Source organism: Salmonella sp. SJTUF15570 (assembly GCF_043357055.1).
GTDB classification, from domain to species: Bacteria; Pseudomonadota; Gammaproteobacteria; order Enterobacterales; family Enterobacteriaceae; genus Salmonella; species Salmonella enterica.
Genome location: NZ_JBEUKJ010000019.1, coordinates 14,155 through 28,987 on the forward strand (window position 1 = coordinate 14,155; position 14,833 = coordinate 28,987).

Here is a 14,833-nt window from a genome sequence, read left to right on the forward strand (position 1 = left end):
GACGCGGACAGGAAGAAAATGACTCAACACACGCGAAATTTTTCATTCAAAGTGCTCACAATTAATACGCACAAAGGTTTTACCGCCTTTAATAAACGCTTCATCCTGCCGGAGCTGCGCGACGCCGTCAGAACGGTCGGCGCCGATATCGTCTGTCTGCAAGAAGTGATGGGCGCGCACGAAGTGCATCCGCTGCATATCGAAAACTGGCCGGACACTACCCACTATGAATTTTTAGCCGACACCATGTGGAGCGATTTCGCCTATGGCCGCAATGCGGTCTATCCGGAAGGCCACCACGGTAACGCGGTTCTTTCTCGTTATCCCATTGAACATTATGAAAATCGCGACGTCTCGGTCGGCGGTAGCGAAAAACGCGGCGTGCTCTATTGCCGCATTACGCCGCCCATGCTCAACCGCCCTATCCACGTCATGTGCGTACATCTCGGCCTGCGGGAGAGTCACCGCCAGGCACAGCTAACCATGCTGGCGGGATGGGTGAATGCCTTGCCGGAATCAGAACCGGTGCTGGTGGCCGGAGACTTTAATGACTGGCGGCAAAAGGCCGGCCCGCCGTTAAACGCGGCCGGGTTGGAGGAGATATTCACCCGTGCCCATGGCCGACCGGCGCGCACATTCCCGGTGAGTATGCCGCTGCTGCGACTCGATCGTATTTACGTCAAGAATGCGAACGCCAGTTCTCCTACGGCGCTGCCGCTGCGGAACTGGCGACATTTATCAGACCATGCCCCCCTTAGCGCGGAGATCCATCTATGAAATGCGGCTGGCGTGAAGGTAATCAAATTCAGCTACTGGAAAACGGCGACCAGTTCTATCCTGCCGTGTTTGAGGCTATCGCTCAAGCACAGCAAAAAATCATTCTGGAAACCTTTATCTTGTTTGAAGATGAGGTGGGTAAAAAACTCCATGCCGCTCTGCTAAAAGCCGCACAGCGCGGCGTAAAAGCCGAAGTATTACTCGACGGCTACGGCTCTCCCGATCTCAGCGACGCGTTTGTCGGCGAATTAACCTCGGCGGGCGTTATTTTTCGCTATTACGACCCCCGCCCGCGTCTACTGGGGTTGCGAACCAATATCTTCCGCCGAATGCACCGCAAAATTGTGGTGATTGATGATCGTATTGCCTTTGTCGGCGGCATTAACTACTCCGCCGAACATATGTCGGATTACGGCCCGCAGGCGAAACAAGACTACGCGGTACGGGTCGAAGGGCCTGTAGTGGCCGATATCCTGCAATTCGAAGTCGAGAATCTGCCGGGGCAAAGCCCCGCGCGCCGCTGGTGGAAGCGCCATCATCAGGCCGAAGAAAACCGCCACCCCGGCGAAGCGCAGGCGCTGTTTGTCTGGCGGGATAATGAAGAACACCGCGACGATATCGAACGTCATTATCTGAAAATGCTGACCCAGGCAAAGCGTGAAGTGATTATCGCTAACGCCTATTTTTTCCCCGGCTATCGCTTGCTCCACGCAATGCGTAAAGCCGCCCGCCGTGGCGTGAGCGTAAAACTGATTGTCCAGGGGGAACCAGACATGCCGATAGTCAAAGTCGGCGCGCGGTTGCTCTATAACTATCTGGTGAAGGGCGGCGTGCAGGTTTATGAATACCGACGCCGTCCGCTGCATGGCAAGGTGGCGCTGATGGACGATCACTGGGCCACGGTAGGGTCGAGTAATCTCGATCCGCTCAGCCTGTCGCTTAACCTTGAAGCTAACCTGATCATTCACGATCGTACCTTTAACCAGACCCTGCGCGATAATTTACAAGGCATCATCGTGAACGATTGTAAGCAGGTCGATGAGTCTATGCTGCCGAAACGCACCTGGTGGAACCTGACCAAAAGCGTGCTGGCGTTCCACTTTTTACGTCATTTCCCGGCGCTGGTCGGCTGGCTACCGGCGCATACCCCGCATCTGGCGCAGGTTCCCCCGCCTGCCCAGCCAGAAATGGAAACCCAGGATCGCGTTGATCCAGAAAATACAGGAGTGAAGCCCTAATGGCTAAATCGCATCCGCGCTGGCGGCTGGCTAAAAAAGTGCTGACCTGGCTGTTTTTTATTGCGGTCGTCGTTCTGCTGGTGGTTTATGCTAAAAAGGTCGACTGGGGCGATGTCTGGACCGTCATCCGCGACTATAACCGCACGGCGCTTTTAAGCGCTGTAGGACTGGTGATCGTTAGCTATCTTCTGTACGGCTGCTACGACCTGCTTGGACGGCTTTATTGCGGCCATAAACTGGCGAAGCGACAGGTGATGTTGGTATCGTTCGTCTGCTATGCCTTTAACCTGACGCTCAGCACCTGGGTCGGCGGGATCGGGATGCGTTACCGACTGTACTCTCGCCTCGGGTTGCCCGGCAGTACTATCACGCGTATTTTCTCACTCAGCATTACCACTAACTGGCTGGGCTATATTCTGCTTGGCGGCATCATTTTTACCTTCGGCATTGTCCAGCTTCCCGACCACTGGTATATCGATGAAGGCACGCTACGAATTCTCGGTATCGTTTTATTGTTGATTATCGCGGTCTATCTGTGGTTTTGCGCCTTTGCGAAGCGGCGGCATATGACGATTAAAGGACAGAAACTGGTGCTGCCGTCATGGAAATTCGCGCTGGCGCAGATGGCGATCTCCAGCGCGAACTGGATGGCGATGGGCGCCATCATCTGGCTGCTGATGGGTCAGGATGTGAACTATTTCTTTGTGCTGGGCGTACTGCTGGTGAGCAGTATCGCGGGCGTCATCGTGCATATTCCGGCAGGCATCGGCGTGCTGGAGGCCGTATTCCTTGCGTTGCTGGCGGGCGAACATACGTCGCAAGGCACGATTATCGCCGCCCTGCTCGCGTACCGCGTGCTTTACTATTTTATTCCCCTGTTGCTGGCGCTGGTGTGCTATCTGATCCTGGAGAGCCGGGCGAAGAAGCTGCGGGCGAAAAACGAGCGGGCGATGGCGAAATAAATTTAAGCAGACGCGTTTTCGCTTTCCAGCACAACGCGTTTTATCCGGTAAAAATAAACATATGCTGAGAAAAAAGACGTATTCATCTGTAAGCGGGAAAAAAGCAGCAATGACCAGCTAAACAGCAGCAGGAGCACTTCGTGAAACTCGCCCATGAATACTGATGACAGGGTACAGAACGTTGCCAACGTAACGGAAATAATGGCCAGCAATAGCGCATAGCGGTAAATAATGACCCCGCTCATTCTTCCTTTAAGCAGGAGCTGATTTGACGGGGTAAGAAAAGCGATATAGCCCACGGCCAGGAAGAAGACCAGCTCCAGATGCTTTTTATTGTGCAGCTCAAACTGCGCAATAACCATGTTTATACTGACGATCCATGTCATGGTCATCATGATCGCCGTAAGCCCAATAACGCCTCCGTGAGGAATACCTTGTTCATACCAGTTTTTTTTGTAGTGGCTGGCCGGATACACAGGTAACTTAATTTCTGGCGGGATCAACTGCCCTTTTTTCACCAGCTCCGCCAGTGTTTTTCCTGTTAGCCACGTCATCAGGTTCATGGGCTTATCATTTCCTTGTCTGTGAGGTGAGATATTTTTGTAATGCGACTCGCACTAATCGACGCCCCAGGCAGAAACGAATCATCATCGTAAACGTTTCGCCATTCATCACCCAGCGGCAAAGCACAACCATAATAATCGCGATAACCAGATCACTCTTTAGTTCGCTATTTTGATGGCACAACACGTCAAATAATCCAGTACCGCAGAGCATAATATTTAATAAAAACAGTAAAACGCAGAGGCGCAACCCCAGGATAAAACCTTTGGCAATAAGCCATACCTCAGCCATAACACATAGCATCATACCTATAGCACTGCCAAAATAAATAATTATATTTAGTGGCCAATACAGGATAAACTTATCAAAAACAAAATGCGCACTGCACACACCCCCCACAAGAAGCATAAAACTAAACGCGCAAACAGGCGCAGGATTGGGTAATGAATGTTCCCATGACAATCCGGTAATGAAATGAGAAATCAGCGCTGGCGGGCATTTCTTATTAAAATCCTCGCCGCCATTTTTAATGGCGCGAGTGACGTCTTTAGCTTCACAAAACGCTAACCAAAATTGTTTGCCACATAATTTACTCATTATACCCATCATCACCAACCTGAATAAAAAACCTGCAACGCCTACGGCCTGAAAGATAATAGTATTTCCAGAATCATCAAAATGATATAACGACACAGCGTAACCACAGCATTAATAATGCCAAGGTAAAGCGTCAGCGCGCCAGGTAAAGCGCAACGAGACAGGGATGAAAACTCGCTGTGGTATAACATGCGGGCATAACCATGAAGTGTCGATTTTTCTAGTGCTGTAATCAATGTCCACACCAATACCGTCAGCACACTGACTATCCAGACCAGAGTGCTACTGGCCACCAGGCTATTGACAACTATCGCAGCAATGATCCCGCTTACCGCCATAAAAATTAACGGCCTGAATAGACCAGAACTGATATTCAGGTAGAAAATAAATAAGGCATTAAGACTAAACATGATTCCAACAATCACGAAAATGGTCGCGCCACCTGAGAAAAGGTAAGCTAATGACACGCCGGTAAGCGTAATGATGGCAATATATATCAACGTTGCGACAACAGTGCCAAAGCGGGAAAGACAGGTAATGGTCCCATACCCCAGGCCAAGCAAAAGTGCTGATATCCACAAAACAACAACAGGTTGAACATGAGGTATCAAAAAATGAGTATACAACGTTAACCATATAATGCCGGCGGTACACCATAGTCCCAACGCAGTATACCAATAGGTAAGGGATAACATTGTCGCGGGAATAAATGCTATTTGCCGTATACGTATTGCAGCCAGAGGTCCCACTTGTCATTTATCACTCTTCACATGATCACGGTGATAAGAATGGCAAGCGCAGGAAAACATTTCTAAGATATTTATGCTGTTTCGCCCTAAATATAGTCCTAAAAAAAATCCTGGCGCAGGGCCAGGATTTTAAGAGATCGCTATAATTAGCGGCGATTACCAAAAATACGCAGTAACATCAGGAACAGGTTGATAAAGTCCAGGTACAGCGTTAACGCGCCGAGAATCGAATATTTACGCAGATTAGCGCTATCGCGGGTATCTATTTGCTCGCCGATATTTTTCAGTTTCTGCGTGTCATAGGCGGTCAGACCGACAAACACCACCACCCCGATATAGGTTACCGCCCACATCAGCGCTTCACTCTTCAGCCAGAAATTGACCAGCGACGCCAGAACGATACCAATAAGCGCCATAAACAGCATATTGCCGAAACCGCTAAGATCGCGTTTAGTGGTGTACCCGTACAGGCTCATGGCGCCAAACATTCCCCCCGTCACCACAAACGTGCTGGCGATAGAGGAGTAGGTGTAAACGATAAAAATACTGGATAACGTCAATCCGGTTAGCGCCGAATAGAGCATAAACAGCGTCGTCGCCATTCCGGCGCTAAGTTTATGCACCAGTCCCGACAGAACAAACACCAGCGCAAGCTGGGCAATAATTAAGCCAAAGAAGGTGATCTTACTGGAAAAGACAAACATCATGACGGCTGGCGTATTAGCCGCATACCACGCGATAAACGCGGTCAGTAACAGTCCGACCGTCATCCAGCCATACACTTGCGCCATATAGGTCTGCAGGCCGGACCGCGCCTGCACTATTGAATCAGATCGTGGAAATCTGTCCATGATGAACTCCTGTGTGGAAATGATACCCTAAAGCGTATCACATTCTGCTACCAACGTTTCGCCAACTGCTGGTCGCTGTCGCGCGCTTCGACCCAGCGATCGCCTTCCGGCGTGGCTTCACGCTTCCAGAACGGCGCACGGGTTTTCAGATAATCCATAATGAACTGACCGGCGTCGAACGCGCTACTGCGGTGCGCGCTGGTGACGCCGACAAACACAATCTCATCGCCCGGCCATAATTCGCCAACGCGATGAATCACCGTGACCCGCCCCAGCGGCCAGCGGGAACGCGCCTTCGCGACGATCTCCGCCAGAGCTTTCTCAGTCATGCCGGGATAATGCTCCAGCGTCAGCGCCTTAACGCTATCGCCCAGGTTATGATTGCGCACTTTTCCGGTAAAGGTGACGACCGCGCCGTCTTCGTCGCGCGCCGCCAGCCAGGAATATTCCTCCCCGACGCTAAACGGCGCAGAGCCGACTACAATTCGCGTTTCACGCATGTTAGCCCCCCGTGACTGGCGGGAAAAACGCCACTTCATCGCCCGCCGTCAGCGGATGGTCAAAACTTACCAGCGTCTGGTTGACCGCCGCCAACAGCTTACCGTCTTCCAGCGCCAGCGCCCAACGATCGCTCTTTGTCGCCAGATGCTGTCGCAGCGACTCAACGGTGGAAAAATCTGCTGGAAGATCCAGCGCGTCAGTTCCTGTAAGCTCGCGAACCTGGGCGAAGAAAAGCACCTTAATCATGCGCATCCACCTTAAAATCCCCCGATTTGCCGCCGCTTTTCGCCAGCAGGCGCACCGGACCAATTACCATATCTTTTTGTACCGCTTTACACATGTCGTAGATGGTTAACGCCGCGACGGACGCCGCAGTTAACGCTTCCATTTCGACGCCGGTTTTACCGGTCAGACGGCACAGAGACTCAATACGTACGCGGTTATGCTCCGGCTCGGCCTGAAGCTGAATCTCCACTTTACTTAGCAGTAGCGGGTGGCACAGCGGGATCAACTCCCAGGTGCGTTTGGCGGCCTGAATACCGGCAATACGGGCGGTGGCGAAAACATCGCCCTTGTGGTGTTTGCCATCAACAATCATCGCCAGCGTTTCACTACGCATGGTAACGAATGCTTCCGCCCGCGCTTCACGAACGGTTTCCGCTTTCGCGGAAACGTCCACCATGTGCGCTTCGCCTGCGGCGTTTATATGGGTTAATTGCGACATCGTTATTTCTTTAAATGAGGGTGAAAATTACATGGGCGTGTACGGGCATCCAGTTGCGGCGCAATGATATTCTCCCATGCGGTTCTGCACGCTTTTGTGGAGCCCGGCATGGCGAAAATCAAGGTGTTATTCGCCACGCCAGCTACCGCGCGCGACTGCAGAGTTGCGGTACCGATCTCTTCAAACGAGAGCATGCGAAACACTTCGCCAAATCCTTCCACTTCACGATCGAACAGCGGCAACAGCGCTTCCGGCGCCTGATCGCCTTCGGTCAAACCGGTCCCACCAGTTATCAATACGACCTGCACCTCATCACTGGCGATCCAGGCGGAAACCTGGGCGCGAATCGCGTAACGGTTCTCTTTAACGATGGCTTTCGCCACCACTTCATGCCCGGCCTCCTGCGCCGAATCACGCAGATAATGACCGGAGGTGTCGTCTTCTTCGCCGCGTCGGCTGGAAACAGTAAGAATAGCGATGCGGGTCGGGATAAATTCAGCGCTGACCTGACTCATCTGAAATCTCCTTATTAAGGATTAACCGCCAATGTAAGATAAATTTTGCGTAATACCAGTATTGCTCTGGTGAAGAAAGTGGGTCTGCTTTTTCTCCCGCAACGCGTCGGAAATACGTTCCTCAAGCGCGTATTGCTGCGCGTCATCCTGTAACAGGTCGCGTAAACTCACGCCGCCGTCGCCAAACAGACATAAATGCAGCTTACCGACGGACGAAACACGCAGGCGGTTACAGGTGGCGCAGAAATCTTTTTCATACGGCATAATGAGGCCGATCTCACCGGCGTAATCGGGATGACAAAAAACCTGCGCCGGGCCATCGCTGCGCTGGCGGAGCTGGTGGATCCAACCGCGCTTAATCAGCTCGTCGCGTAATACCTGACCCGAAATATGATGTTTGCGGAAGAGATCGCTCCCCTCGCCCGTCTCCATAAGTTCAATGAAGCGTAGCTGAATGGGGCGAGGCTGAATCCAGGCAAGGAAGGTATCCAACTGATGGTGATTCACGTCGCGCATCAGCACGGTGTTGACTTTCACCTTTTCGAAACCGGCGTCAAAGGCGGCATCGATGCCCGCCATCACCTGGCGGAATTTGTCCTGACCGGTAATCGCATGGAACTGACGCGCATCCAGACTATCCACGCTAACATTGACGCCCGTCAGCCCCGCTTCGCGCCAGTTCGCGGCATCGCGCGCCAGTCGATAACCGTTAGTGGTCACCGCGATCTGGCGAATAGCATCATTTTCACCCACGGCGGCAATGATGTCGGTAAAATCGCGGCGTAATGAAGGCTCGCCGCCGGTAAGACGCACCTTTTCCGTGCCAAGACTGGCAAAAGCGCGCGTAACGCGACGAATTTCATCGACGGTAAGGAAACCGTTGTTAGTGACGCCGCCAGGTTTGTAGCCATCCGGCAGACAGTAGGTGCAACGAAAGTTGCACACATCGGTAATCGACAAACGCAAGTAGTAAAACTTACGCGCGAAAGCATCGGTAAGTTGTGAAGCCATGTACACCTTTCCAAATACGGGAGGCGGAGTCATTTCTTCCTGCGCCCTGGTGGCAAACGTTAAACGTTGTCACGGCCAAAGCACCATATCAAAAATGACCCAGGTGCAGAGGCTAGAGTGTTTACTGTGGTTACGCCGATACTAGCGTGTAAATGACAATTTCGCCATCACGCTTTCGCTATATAAACATATACATAGCGATATGATCGTGCTATTTAGCGACAGAATACGTGAAAATCACACTTTTACATTGATATATATCATTTAGCCGTGGTAACGCCCTCGCTATAAAGGGGTAGTCGGGAATAATTAATTGTCTTTTAGCCGGTCGGCTAATTGCTGAAAACCCGCGACTTGCGCTACTGTAGCGCTGCTTATTTGACTTCAGGAATTTTTATGCGCAATCGTACGCTGGCTGACCTTGATCGTGTCGTTGCCCTCGGCGGAGGGCATGGATTAGGACGCGTCCTCTCCTCGCTTTCTTCATTAGGTTCGCGCCTGACCGGCATTGTGACTACCACAGATAACGGGGGGTCAACTGGCCGTATTCGCCGCTCGGAAGGCGGGATCGCCTGGGGCGATATGCGCAACTGCCTGAATCAGTTAATTACCGAACCCAGCGTCGCATCCGCTATGTTTGAGTACCGTTTTGGCGGTAATGGCGAACTTTCTGGTCATAACCTCGGAAATTTGATGTTAAAGGCGTTAGATCACCTGAGCGTGCGGCCTCTGGAAGCGATTAATTTAATTCGTAATCTACTTAAAGTGGACGCGCAACTGATCCCGATGTCGGAGCTACCGGTAGATCTGATGGCGATTGACGATCAGGGGCATGAGATTTATGGCGAGGTGAATATCGATCAGTTAGCGACTCCTCCGCAGGAGATCATGTTAACGCCAAACGTTCCGGCGACGCGGGAAGCGGTACAGGCCATTAATGACGCGGATCTGATTCTGATTGGCCCTGGCAGTTTTTATACCAGCCTGATGCCTTGCCTGCTGCTGGATGAACTGGCGCAGGCGCTGCGGCGCACCCCGGCGCCAATGGTGTATATCGGCAATCTGGGTCGCGAACTGAGTCTGCCCGCCGCCAGTTTAACGCTGGTCGATAAGCTGGCAATGATGGAGCAATATATTGGCAAAAAAGTCATTGACGCGGTGGTGGTTGGACCGCAAGTTGACGTCAGTGCGGTGAACGATCGGCTGGTGATTCAGGAAGTGCTGGAGGCCAGCGATATCCCCTATCGCCACGATCGTCAGTTACTACACAATGCGCTGGAAAAAGCGCTACAGGCGTTGGGTTAAGCCCATTTACCGACGACGCTGCGCTTATCAGAAGCCTGTTTACACCGAAGGGTAAACAGGCTCTCTCCCCCTTCTGATAAACTACGTTCAGCTATCGCCAGTAGGCGCTCATGAGCGAGCTCAACTCTTTTTTCAGCAATATATTCTCCATGATCTCAGTAAAGAGGGTCTGATTGATCTCTTCCATTATTTTTATCCCAATAGCACGCTCTGCATCCATCTGTACCTCAGTAGTACGCTCTGCGTCAGAGTCGTCTGCTATTCTTAAATCTTCCAGTTCAGCATTGACCCGGCTCTGATACTCATCCGTTTCAATACACTCATCCCTTTTAGCCATCCTTTCACGCCACTCTTCTGGCGCTATGCGCTCCAGCACTTTATGCCACGGCCCCCACAGCGCAAACCATTTGTGAAAATCCCTATTTTCAGCAATTTTTATCCTTATTTCCGCCTCGTCCAGGTCAGACTCAGTGATACCCGAAACGTTATAAAATCGCATATCCCGGGTCATTGTTGTCAGCGACAGCGACTCTCGTAACTGATTCTGAAACCCCAGAAATACTTCGACTTCGTCAATAAAAAACAGCCGTTTTACCTTTTCTCTGGCGAGCGATTCTATTTGCTCCAGCCGAAAGATTTCACGCCCCGCCATAATCAGTTCCGCTAAGTGGCTATCAAAGGCGCCTCTTTCAGCATCATGAACCAACGTCGCTTCCTGCATTTGGTGGTATGCCAGTGTGACCCGATCTTCACAGCTTATCGTTGCACCCATCGCTATAATAAATGCGGTTTCTCTTAGTACGCTATCTTCAGCCAGGCGCATTAGCCAGGCGGAGACTTGTTCCTTAAAATCCGGGTGTCGGGTGTTCTGCGTATCGCTAAGACGATCCAGAAACATGCTGAAGGCTGCCGCGTTTACTTCCGTCTCAAACGCCCGCCATTGGTTGACGTCTTCCTCCTCGAGATTGGTTAGCCACCCCTGGACAGCTTGATGCAGTGGTCGAGTTACCCGAACAATTGAAAAGTCGCCCATGGCAAACAATACCCGGGGTCCCTGATAATCTACAGAGGACATTAGCCGCTGCATATTCTGTATTGTTCGTTCTGAAAAAGGATTATATTCTACGATTATTCTTGTAGGTTGAGGTCCTTCACCACGAAAATGGGGTAACGACTCCGGGAGACGGACCAGGTTATTGCGAGAGGCCTGCATTATTTGTAATGCCGCCGGGAGGTTTTCCGGTAGATTACTCAATGCGTTACGGGAAACATCCAGCGTTGTTATCGTGGGAGGTAGTGTTTCAGGCAGAACAGTAATCTGATTTTTACTTACATCCAGGTCCTGTAATTCTGGTGGTAACGATGCGGGCAGACTGGTTAAGGCATTTTCGCCGGCCTTCAGATTCTTCAGGCCCGGCGGCAATGTTTCAGGCAGCGCGGTTAACGAATTACTCTGCACATTCAAATGGGTAATCCCTGACGGAAGATGTTCTGGCAATGTCCTTATGCGGTTATCATAAACGCTCAGGTACCGAAGTTCCTCAGGTAGATTTTCAGGTAAGAAACTAATTTTATTATGGAAAAGATCCAGCGATTGAAGCGCTGAAGGCAAACGTTCCGGCAATTCAGTAATACGGTTAATGCTCAGCTCCATTTCCTGTATGGTATCCGGTAACGTGGCAGGGATACTGGTTAGCTGATTACTGTTGGCATACAGGGTCTTTATATTTCCCTGTAAATTTTCCGGCAAACTTTTCAGTTCATTGTTATCGAGTATCAGAGTAGTTATCTGCTCAGGAATATAGGCAGGTATAGTGGTAAGTCCTAATATTTTCAGACGAAGTTCCGTCTTATTATTTTTCAGGCAGTCACGCATCCGTTGCACGGCTTCTTCACGATTTGCTGCCTCTTCCGCTGGCGCCGCTTTTACCCACTCAGACCAGATTAACTCATAATTCACAGCATCTTTGGAGCCGGAAGCGCTACTCGCCTGCTCGCTTTCTGTCACACGGGTATAGGTGACTGACTTTCCCCCTCCCTCAACGGTATAGCCCTCTGTATTAAAAATTATAGACAGAATTTCCTGACTATTTTCATTCAAAATACAGTATTGGTCTGTCCCCCCTCTACTACACTGAATATTATCCGCATACGCCGGGAAAGCTAACGTCCTTAAACATTCAAACTTGCTTTTGATCTCTTCTGGCGAGGCGGTTTCAGGTGGATGACAAAGATAAGCGATGCAGCTTTGTGCTTCAACCTGATGTTCTGAAGAGAAAAAGGCACTTATTTTATTCCATATCTCTTCTTTTAAAGGCACCTCTGTTGATGCCTCATTGCTAATACTTTGATGCCTTGCCGTAGGTTGTATATTAGTAATATTAAACATATTTTCCCTACCTGATCTGAACGTAACCTAAAGTAACAGATAAGGATATTCTCAACTTTAAATAAGAGGTCATAGTCGTCATTATTTCGGACAAATCATTCAGTATTTGCTGCACTTGACTTATAAATGCTCACGCTTCCATCACCTCTTTTTTTACGTAGGATGATGTTATCTGTTGCCATGACACGATTTCAACGAACTCACATAAGATTAAAATGACGATCATAAGGATAGCTATACCGATAATACGGGGCGTTTTTTTCATAGCCGAGGAGAGAGGGAAAATTAGCGTTGGGTTCAGCCTCAACGCTAATTTTCTTCAGTTGTGATTAAACTAGCTAACTCATTGATGTTTTGACTTTTTCGACAATCTCGTTAGTCAAGCCTGTCACTGTTTTTCATTCCTGACTGACTTAGCCCTTACTATTGCACTGAAATTCTCAAAAGCGAGCCATGGTAACGATGACTCGCTGGCGATCGACACATTGTCAGGACGCCGCGATAAACAACTCGCGTAACTGGTGCAACTGGTCGCGAATTTGCGCGGCTTCTTCAAACTCCAGATTTTGCGCGTGCTGCATCATTTGCCCTTCCAGTTCATGAATTTTCTGCTGCAACGCTTTCGGCGTCATATCCAGTTCGACAATTCCGGCTTTTGCCGTAGAACGGCCCTTGCCTTTCCCCTTCGCTTTGGTTTTCGCAATGTTCTGCCCCAGCGCCAGGATGTCGACCACTTTTTTGTTCAGCCCCTGCGGAGTGATACCGTGCTCTTCGTTGTACTTCTGCTGCTTCTCGCGACGTCGCTCGGTTTCGCCAATCGCCTTCGCCATCGACGGCGTGATTTTATCGCCATACAGAATCGCTTTACCGTTAACGTTACGCGCCGCGCGCCCTATGGTCTGAATCAGGGAGCGCTCGGAGCGCAGGAAGCCCTCTTTATCGGCGTCCAGAATCGCCACCAGCGAGACTTCCGGCATATCCAGCCCTTCGCGCAGCAGGTTAATCCCCACCAGAACGTCAAACTCGCCCAGACGCAAATCGCGGATGATTTCCATGCGCTCCACGGTATCAATATCTGAGTGCAGGTAACGCACGCGCTCGCCGTGCTCTTCCAGATATTCGGTCAAATCTTCCGCCATCCGTTTGGTGAGCGTAGTGACAAGGACACGCTCATTAATGGCCGCACGCTGACGAATTTCGGACAGCAGATCGTCCACCTGGGTCGCCACCGGACGCACTTCAATAATCGGGTCCAGCAGCCCGGTCGGTCGCACGACCTGATCCACCACCTCATCACCAGATTTTTCCAGCTCATAGTTGCCGGGCGTGGCGGAAACATAGATAGTTTGCGGCGCTAAGGCTTCAAACTCCTCAAACTTCAGCGGACGGTTATCCAGCGCCGAAGGCAGACGGAAGCCATACTCGACCAGCGTCTCTTTGCGCGCCCGGTCGCCGCGGTACATGCCGCCTATCTGCGGGATGGTGACATGAGACTCATCCACCACCAGCAGTCCGTCGGCGGGCAGATAATCGAACAAGGTTGGCGGCGGTTCGCCCGGCCCGCGGCCCGACAGAAAGCGGGAATAGTTTTCAATGCCTGAGCAGTAGCCCAGCTCGTTCATCATCTCTAAATCGAACTGCGTGCGCTGGCTTAATCGCTGCTCTTCAAGCAGCTTATTATTTGCCAGCAAGACCTTACGCCTGTCCGCCAGCTCATCTTTTATCTCTTCCATCGCCTGCAGAATACGCTCGCGCGGCGTCACGTAGTGCGTTTTGGGATAGATAGTATAACGTGGCACCGTTGACTCTACCTGCCCGGTTAACGGGTCGAACAGCGACAGGCGTTCCACTTCTTCATCAAACAGCTCAACGCGTAGCGCGATGTCGTCAGATTCAGCCGGGAAGATGTCGATCACTTCGCCGCGCACGCGAAAGGTACCACGCTGAAAAGCTTGATCGTTACGGGTGTATTGCAATTCCGCCAGCCGACGCAAAATCGCGCGCTGGTCAATCAGCATTCCCACCGTCAGATGCAGCATCATTTTCAGGTAGAGATCCGGATCGCCCAGACCGTAAATCGCGGACACGGAAGCCACCACCACGACATCGCGTCGCTCAAGCAACGCTTTCGTTGCCGACAACCGCATTTGCTCAATATGTTCGTTTACCGAAGCGTCTTTTTCGATAAACGTATCCGAACTTGGCACATACGCTTCCGGCTGATAGTAGTCATAGTAGGAGACGAAATACTCGACCGCGTTTTCCGGGAAAAACTCTTTCATTTCGCCGTAGAGCTGCGCCGCCAGGGTTTTATTGGGCGCAAGCACCATCGTTGGCCGCTGCAAGTCCGCAATGACGTTGGCGATGGTGAATGTCTTCCCGGAGCCGGTCACGCCCAATAACGTCTGATGCGCCAGCCCGTCCTCCAGCCCCTCTTCCAGACGACGTATAGCGTCCGGCTGGTCGCCAGAAGGTTTAAAAGCGGAATTCAGTTTGAACGGTTTACTCATGAGCGGCTACCTGAAGGAGTGAGCGGGCAGGGGTGTAATTTTACTCTCGACGGTGAATATTGCCAATAAAAAATACTGGATGAAAAAACAGTAACACTCCAGTGTATAATGGCTATCGGTAGATACCCCACGCTATTTAG

At 51.0% G+C, this 14,833-nt stretch carries 15 protein-coding genes, 1 pseudogene and 1 riboswitch; of the genes and pseudogenes, 4 read left to right on the forward strand and 12 right to left on the reverse strand.

What is annotated here, in order from left to right:
• The first annotated feature begins 18 nt into the window (after positions 1–18).
• The 3 genes from ABVN44_RS23305 to ABVN44_RS23315 are packed head-to-tail and all read left to right on the forward strand — an operon-like array spanning position 19 to position 2,977.
• Positions 19–777 carry an endonuclease/exonuclease/phosphatase family protein gene (locus tag ABVN44_RS23305; RefSeq protein WP_000192039.1) on the forward strand — a complete coding sequence of 253 codons (759 nt, stop codon included), beginning with the start codon at positions 19–21 and terminating at the stop codon, positions 775–777.
• Positions 774–2,015, forward strand: coding sequence for a cardiolipin synthase ClsB (gene clsB / locus ABVN44_RS23310; protein WP_000649639.1), 1,242 nt, complete (start codon positions 774–776; stop codon positions 2,013–2,015). Before ABVN44_RS23305 ends, clsB begins: the two co-directional genes overlap by 4 nt.
• Complete coding sequence (locus ABVN44_RS23315; RefSeq protein ID WP_001129817.1) at positions 2,015–2,977, forward strand: YbhN family protein; 963 nt, start codon at positions 2,015–2,017, stop codon at positions 2,975–2,977. Before clsB ends, ABVN44_RS23315 begins: the two co-directional genes overlap by 1 nt.
• A gap of 2 nt (positions 2,978–2,979) precedes the next feature.
• On the opposite strand, the gene ABVN44_RS23320 is transcribed toward ABVN44_RS23315, so the two are convergent.
• The 9 genes from ABVN44_RS23320 to moaA all read right to left on the reverse strand — a co-directional run bounded on the left by ABVN44_RS23320 (position 2,980) and on the right by moaA (position 8,489).
• The gene (locus tag ABVN44_RS23320) at positions 2,980–3,540 is read right to left on the reverse strand and encodes a hypothetical protein (protein WP_001052196.1); all 561 of its coding nucleotides are present in this window, start codon (positions 3,538–3,540) and stop codon (positions 2,980–2,982) included.
• Positions 3,541–3,547: 7 nt separating this feature from the next.
• Positions 3,548–4,156: a hypothetical protein gene (locus tag ABVN44_RS23325; RefSeq protein WP_077248404.1), complete on the reverse strand. Its 609-nt coding sequence runs from the start codon at positions 4,154–4,156 to the stop codon at positions 3,548–3,550.
• Between the two features lie 23 nt (positions 4,157–4,179).
• Positions 4,180–4,887 (reverse strand): Bax inhibitor-1 family protein, encoded by a 708-nt coding sequence (locus tag ABVN44_RS23330; protein WP_023231408.1) that lies wholly within the window; start codon positions 4,885–4,887, stop codon positions 4,180–4,182.
• 146 nt (positions 4,888–5,033) lie between these two features.
• Complete coding sequence (locus ABVN44_RS23335; protein ID WP_000373611.1) at positions 5,034–5,738, reverse strand: Bax inhibitor-1/YccA family protein; 705 nt, start codon at positions 5,736–5,738, stop codon at positions 5,034–5,036.
• Positions 5,739–5,785: 47 nt separating this feature from the next.
• Positions 5,786–6,238 (reverse strand): molybdopterin synthase catalytic subunit MoaE, encoded by a 453-nt coding sequence (moaE, locus tag ABVN44_RS23340; RefSeq protein ID WP_020898569.1) that lies wholly within the window; start codon positions 6,236–6,238, stop codon positions 5,786–5,788.
• Position 6,239: 1 nt separating this feature from the next.
• Positions 6,240–6,485 (reverse strand): molybdopterin synthase sulfur carrier subunit, encoded by a 246-nt coding sequence (gene moaD, locus ABVN44_RS23345; RefSeq protein ID WP_000598596.1) that lies wholly within the window; start codon positions 6,483–6,485, stop codon positions 6,240–6,242.
• Positions 6,478–6,963, reverse strand: coding sequence for a cyclic pyranopterin monophosphate synthase MoaC (gene moaC / locus ABVN44_RS23350; RefSeq protein ID WP_000080894.1), 486 nt, complete (start codon positions 6,961–6,963; stop codon positions 6,478–6,480). Before moaC ends, moaD begins: the two co-directional genes overlap by 8 nt.
• Positions 6,964–6,965: 2 nt before the next feature.
• Entirely contained in the window at positions 6,966–7,478 is a 513-nt protein-coding gene (gene moaB / locus ABVN44_RS23355; RefSeq protein WP_000084604.1) for a molybdenum cofactor biosynthesis protein B, read from the reverse strand.
• Positions 7,479–7,499: 21 nt separating this feature from the next.
• On the reverse strand, positions 7,500–8,489 hold the full coding sequence (gene moaA, locus ABVN44_RS23360; protein WP_000168180.1) for a GTP 3',8-cyclase MoaA: 990 nt from the start codon (positions 8,487–8,489) through the stop codon (positions 7,500–7,502).
• Positions 8,477–8,621, reverse strand: a riboswitch (molybdenum cofactor riboswitch). (Overlaps the previous gene by 13 nt.)
• A 264-nt stretch (positions 8,622–8,885) precedes the next feature.
• Between moaA and yvcK the strand changes: the two genes are divergently transcribed.
• Entirely contained in the window at positions 8,886–9,794 is a 909-nt protein-coding gene (gene yvcK, locus ABVN44_RS23365) for a uridine diphosphate-N-acetylglucosamine-binding protein YvcK (protein ID WP_001246031.1), read from the forward strand.
• A 91-nt stretch (positions 9,795–9,885) separates the two neighbouring features.
• Here the strand turns inward: yvcK and slrP are convergent, their stop codons facing one another.
• From slrP to uvrB, 3 genes and pseudogenes are all read right to left on the reverse strand, one after another.
• On the reverse strand, positions 9,886–12,183 hold the full coding sequence (gene slrP / locus ABVN44_RS23370; RefSeq protein WP_023231409.1) for an SPI-1 type III secretion system effector E3 ubiquitin transferase SlrP: 2,298 nt from the start codon (positions 12,181–12,183) through the stop codon (positions 9,886–9,888).
• 7 nt (positions 12,184–12,190) lie between these two features.
• Positions 12,191–12,365: pseudogene (locus ABVN44_RS23375) on the reverse strand (hypothetical protein).
• A 306-nt stretch (positions 12,366–12,671) separates the two neighbouring features.
• Positions 12,672–14,693 (reverse strand): excinuclease ABC subunit UvrB, encoded by a 2,022-nt coding sequence (gene uvrB / locus ABVN44_RS23380; RefSeq protein ID WP_000042502.1) that lies wholly within the window; start codon positions 14,691–14,693, stop codon positions 12,672–12,674.
• Positions 14,694–14,833: the final 140 nt, after the last annotated feature.

Coding starts and splice junctions, on each gene's coding strand:
- ABVN44_RS23305 (WP_000192039.1), top strand. CDS start 19: ATGACTCAACACACGCGAAATTTTTCATTCAAAGTGCTCACAATTAAT.
- clsB (WP_000649639.1), top strand. CDS start 774: ATGAAATGCGGCTGGCGTGAAGGTAATCAAATTCAGCTACTGGAAAAC.
- ABVN44_RS23315 (WP_001129817.1), top strand. CDS start 2,015: ATGGCTAAATCGCATCCGCGCTGGCGGCTGGCTAAAAAAGTGCTGACC.
- ABVN44_RS23320 (WP_001052196.1), bottom strand. CDS start 3,540: ATGAACCTGATGACGTGGCTAACAGGAAAAACACTGGCGGAGCTGGTG.
- ABVN44_RS23335 (WP_000373611.1), bottom strand. CDS start 5,738: ATGGACAGATTTCCACGATCTGATTCAATAGTGCAGGCGCGGTCCGGC.
- moaE (WP_020898569.1), bottom strand. CDS start 6,238: ATGCGTGAAACGCGAATTGTAGTCGGCTCTGCGCCGTTTAGCGTCGGG.
- moaD (WP_000598596.1), bottom strand. CDS start 6,485: ATGATTAAGGTGCTTTTCTTCGCCCAGGTTCGCGAGCTTACAGGAACT.
- moaC (WP_000080894.1), bottom strand. CDS start 6,963: ATGTCGCAATTAACCCATATAAACGCCGCAGGCGAAGCGCACATGGTG.
- moaB (WP_000084604.1), bottom strand. CDS start 7,478: ATGAGTCAGGTCAGCGCTGAATTTATCCCGACCCGCATCGCTATTCTT.
- moaA (WP_000168180.1), bottom strand. CDS start 8,489: ATGGCTTCACAACTTACCGATGCTTTCGCGCGTAAGTTTTACTACTTG.
- yvcK (WP_001246031.1), top strand. CDS start 8,886: ATGCGCAATCGTACGCTGGCTGACCTTGATCGTGTCGTTGCCCTCGGC.
- slrP (WP_023231409.1), bottom strand. CDS start 12,183: ATGTTTAATATTACTAATATACAACCTACGGCAAGGCATCAAAGTATT.
- uvrB (WP_000042502.1), bottom strand. CDS start 14,693: ATGAGTAAACCGTTCAAACTGAATTCCGCTTTTAAACCTTCTGGCGAC.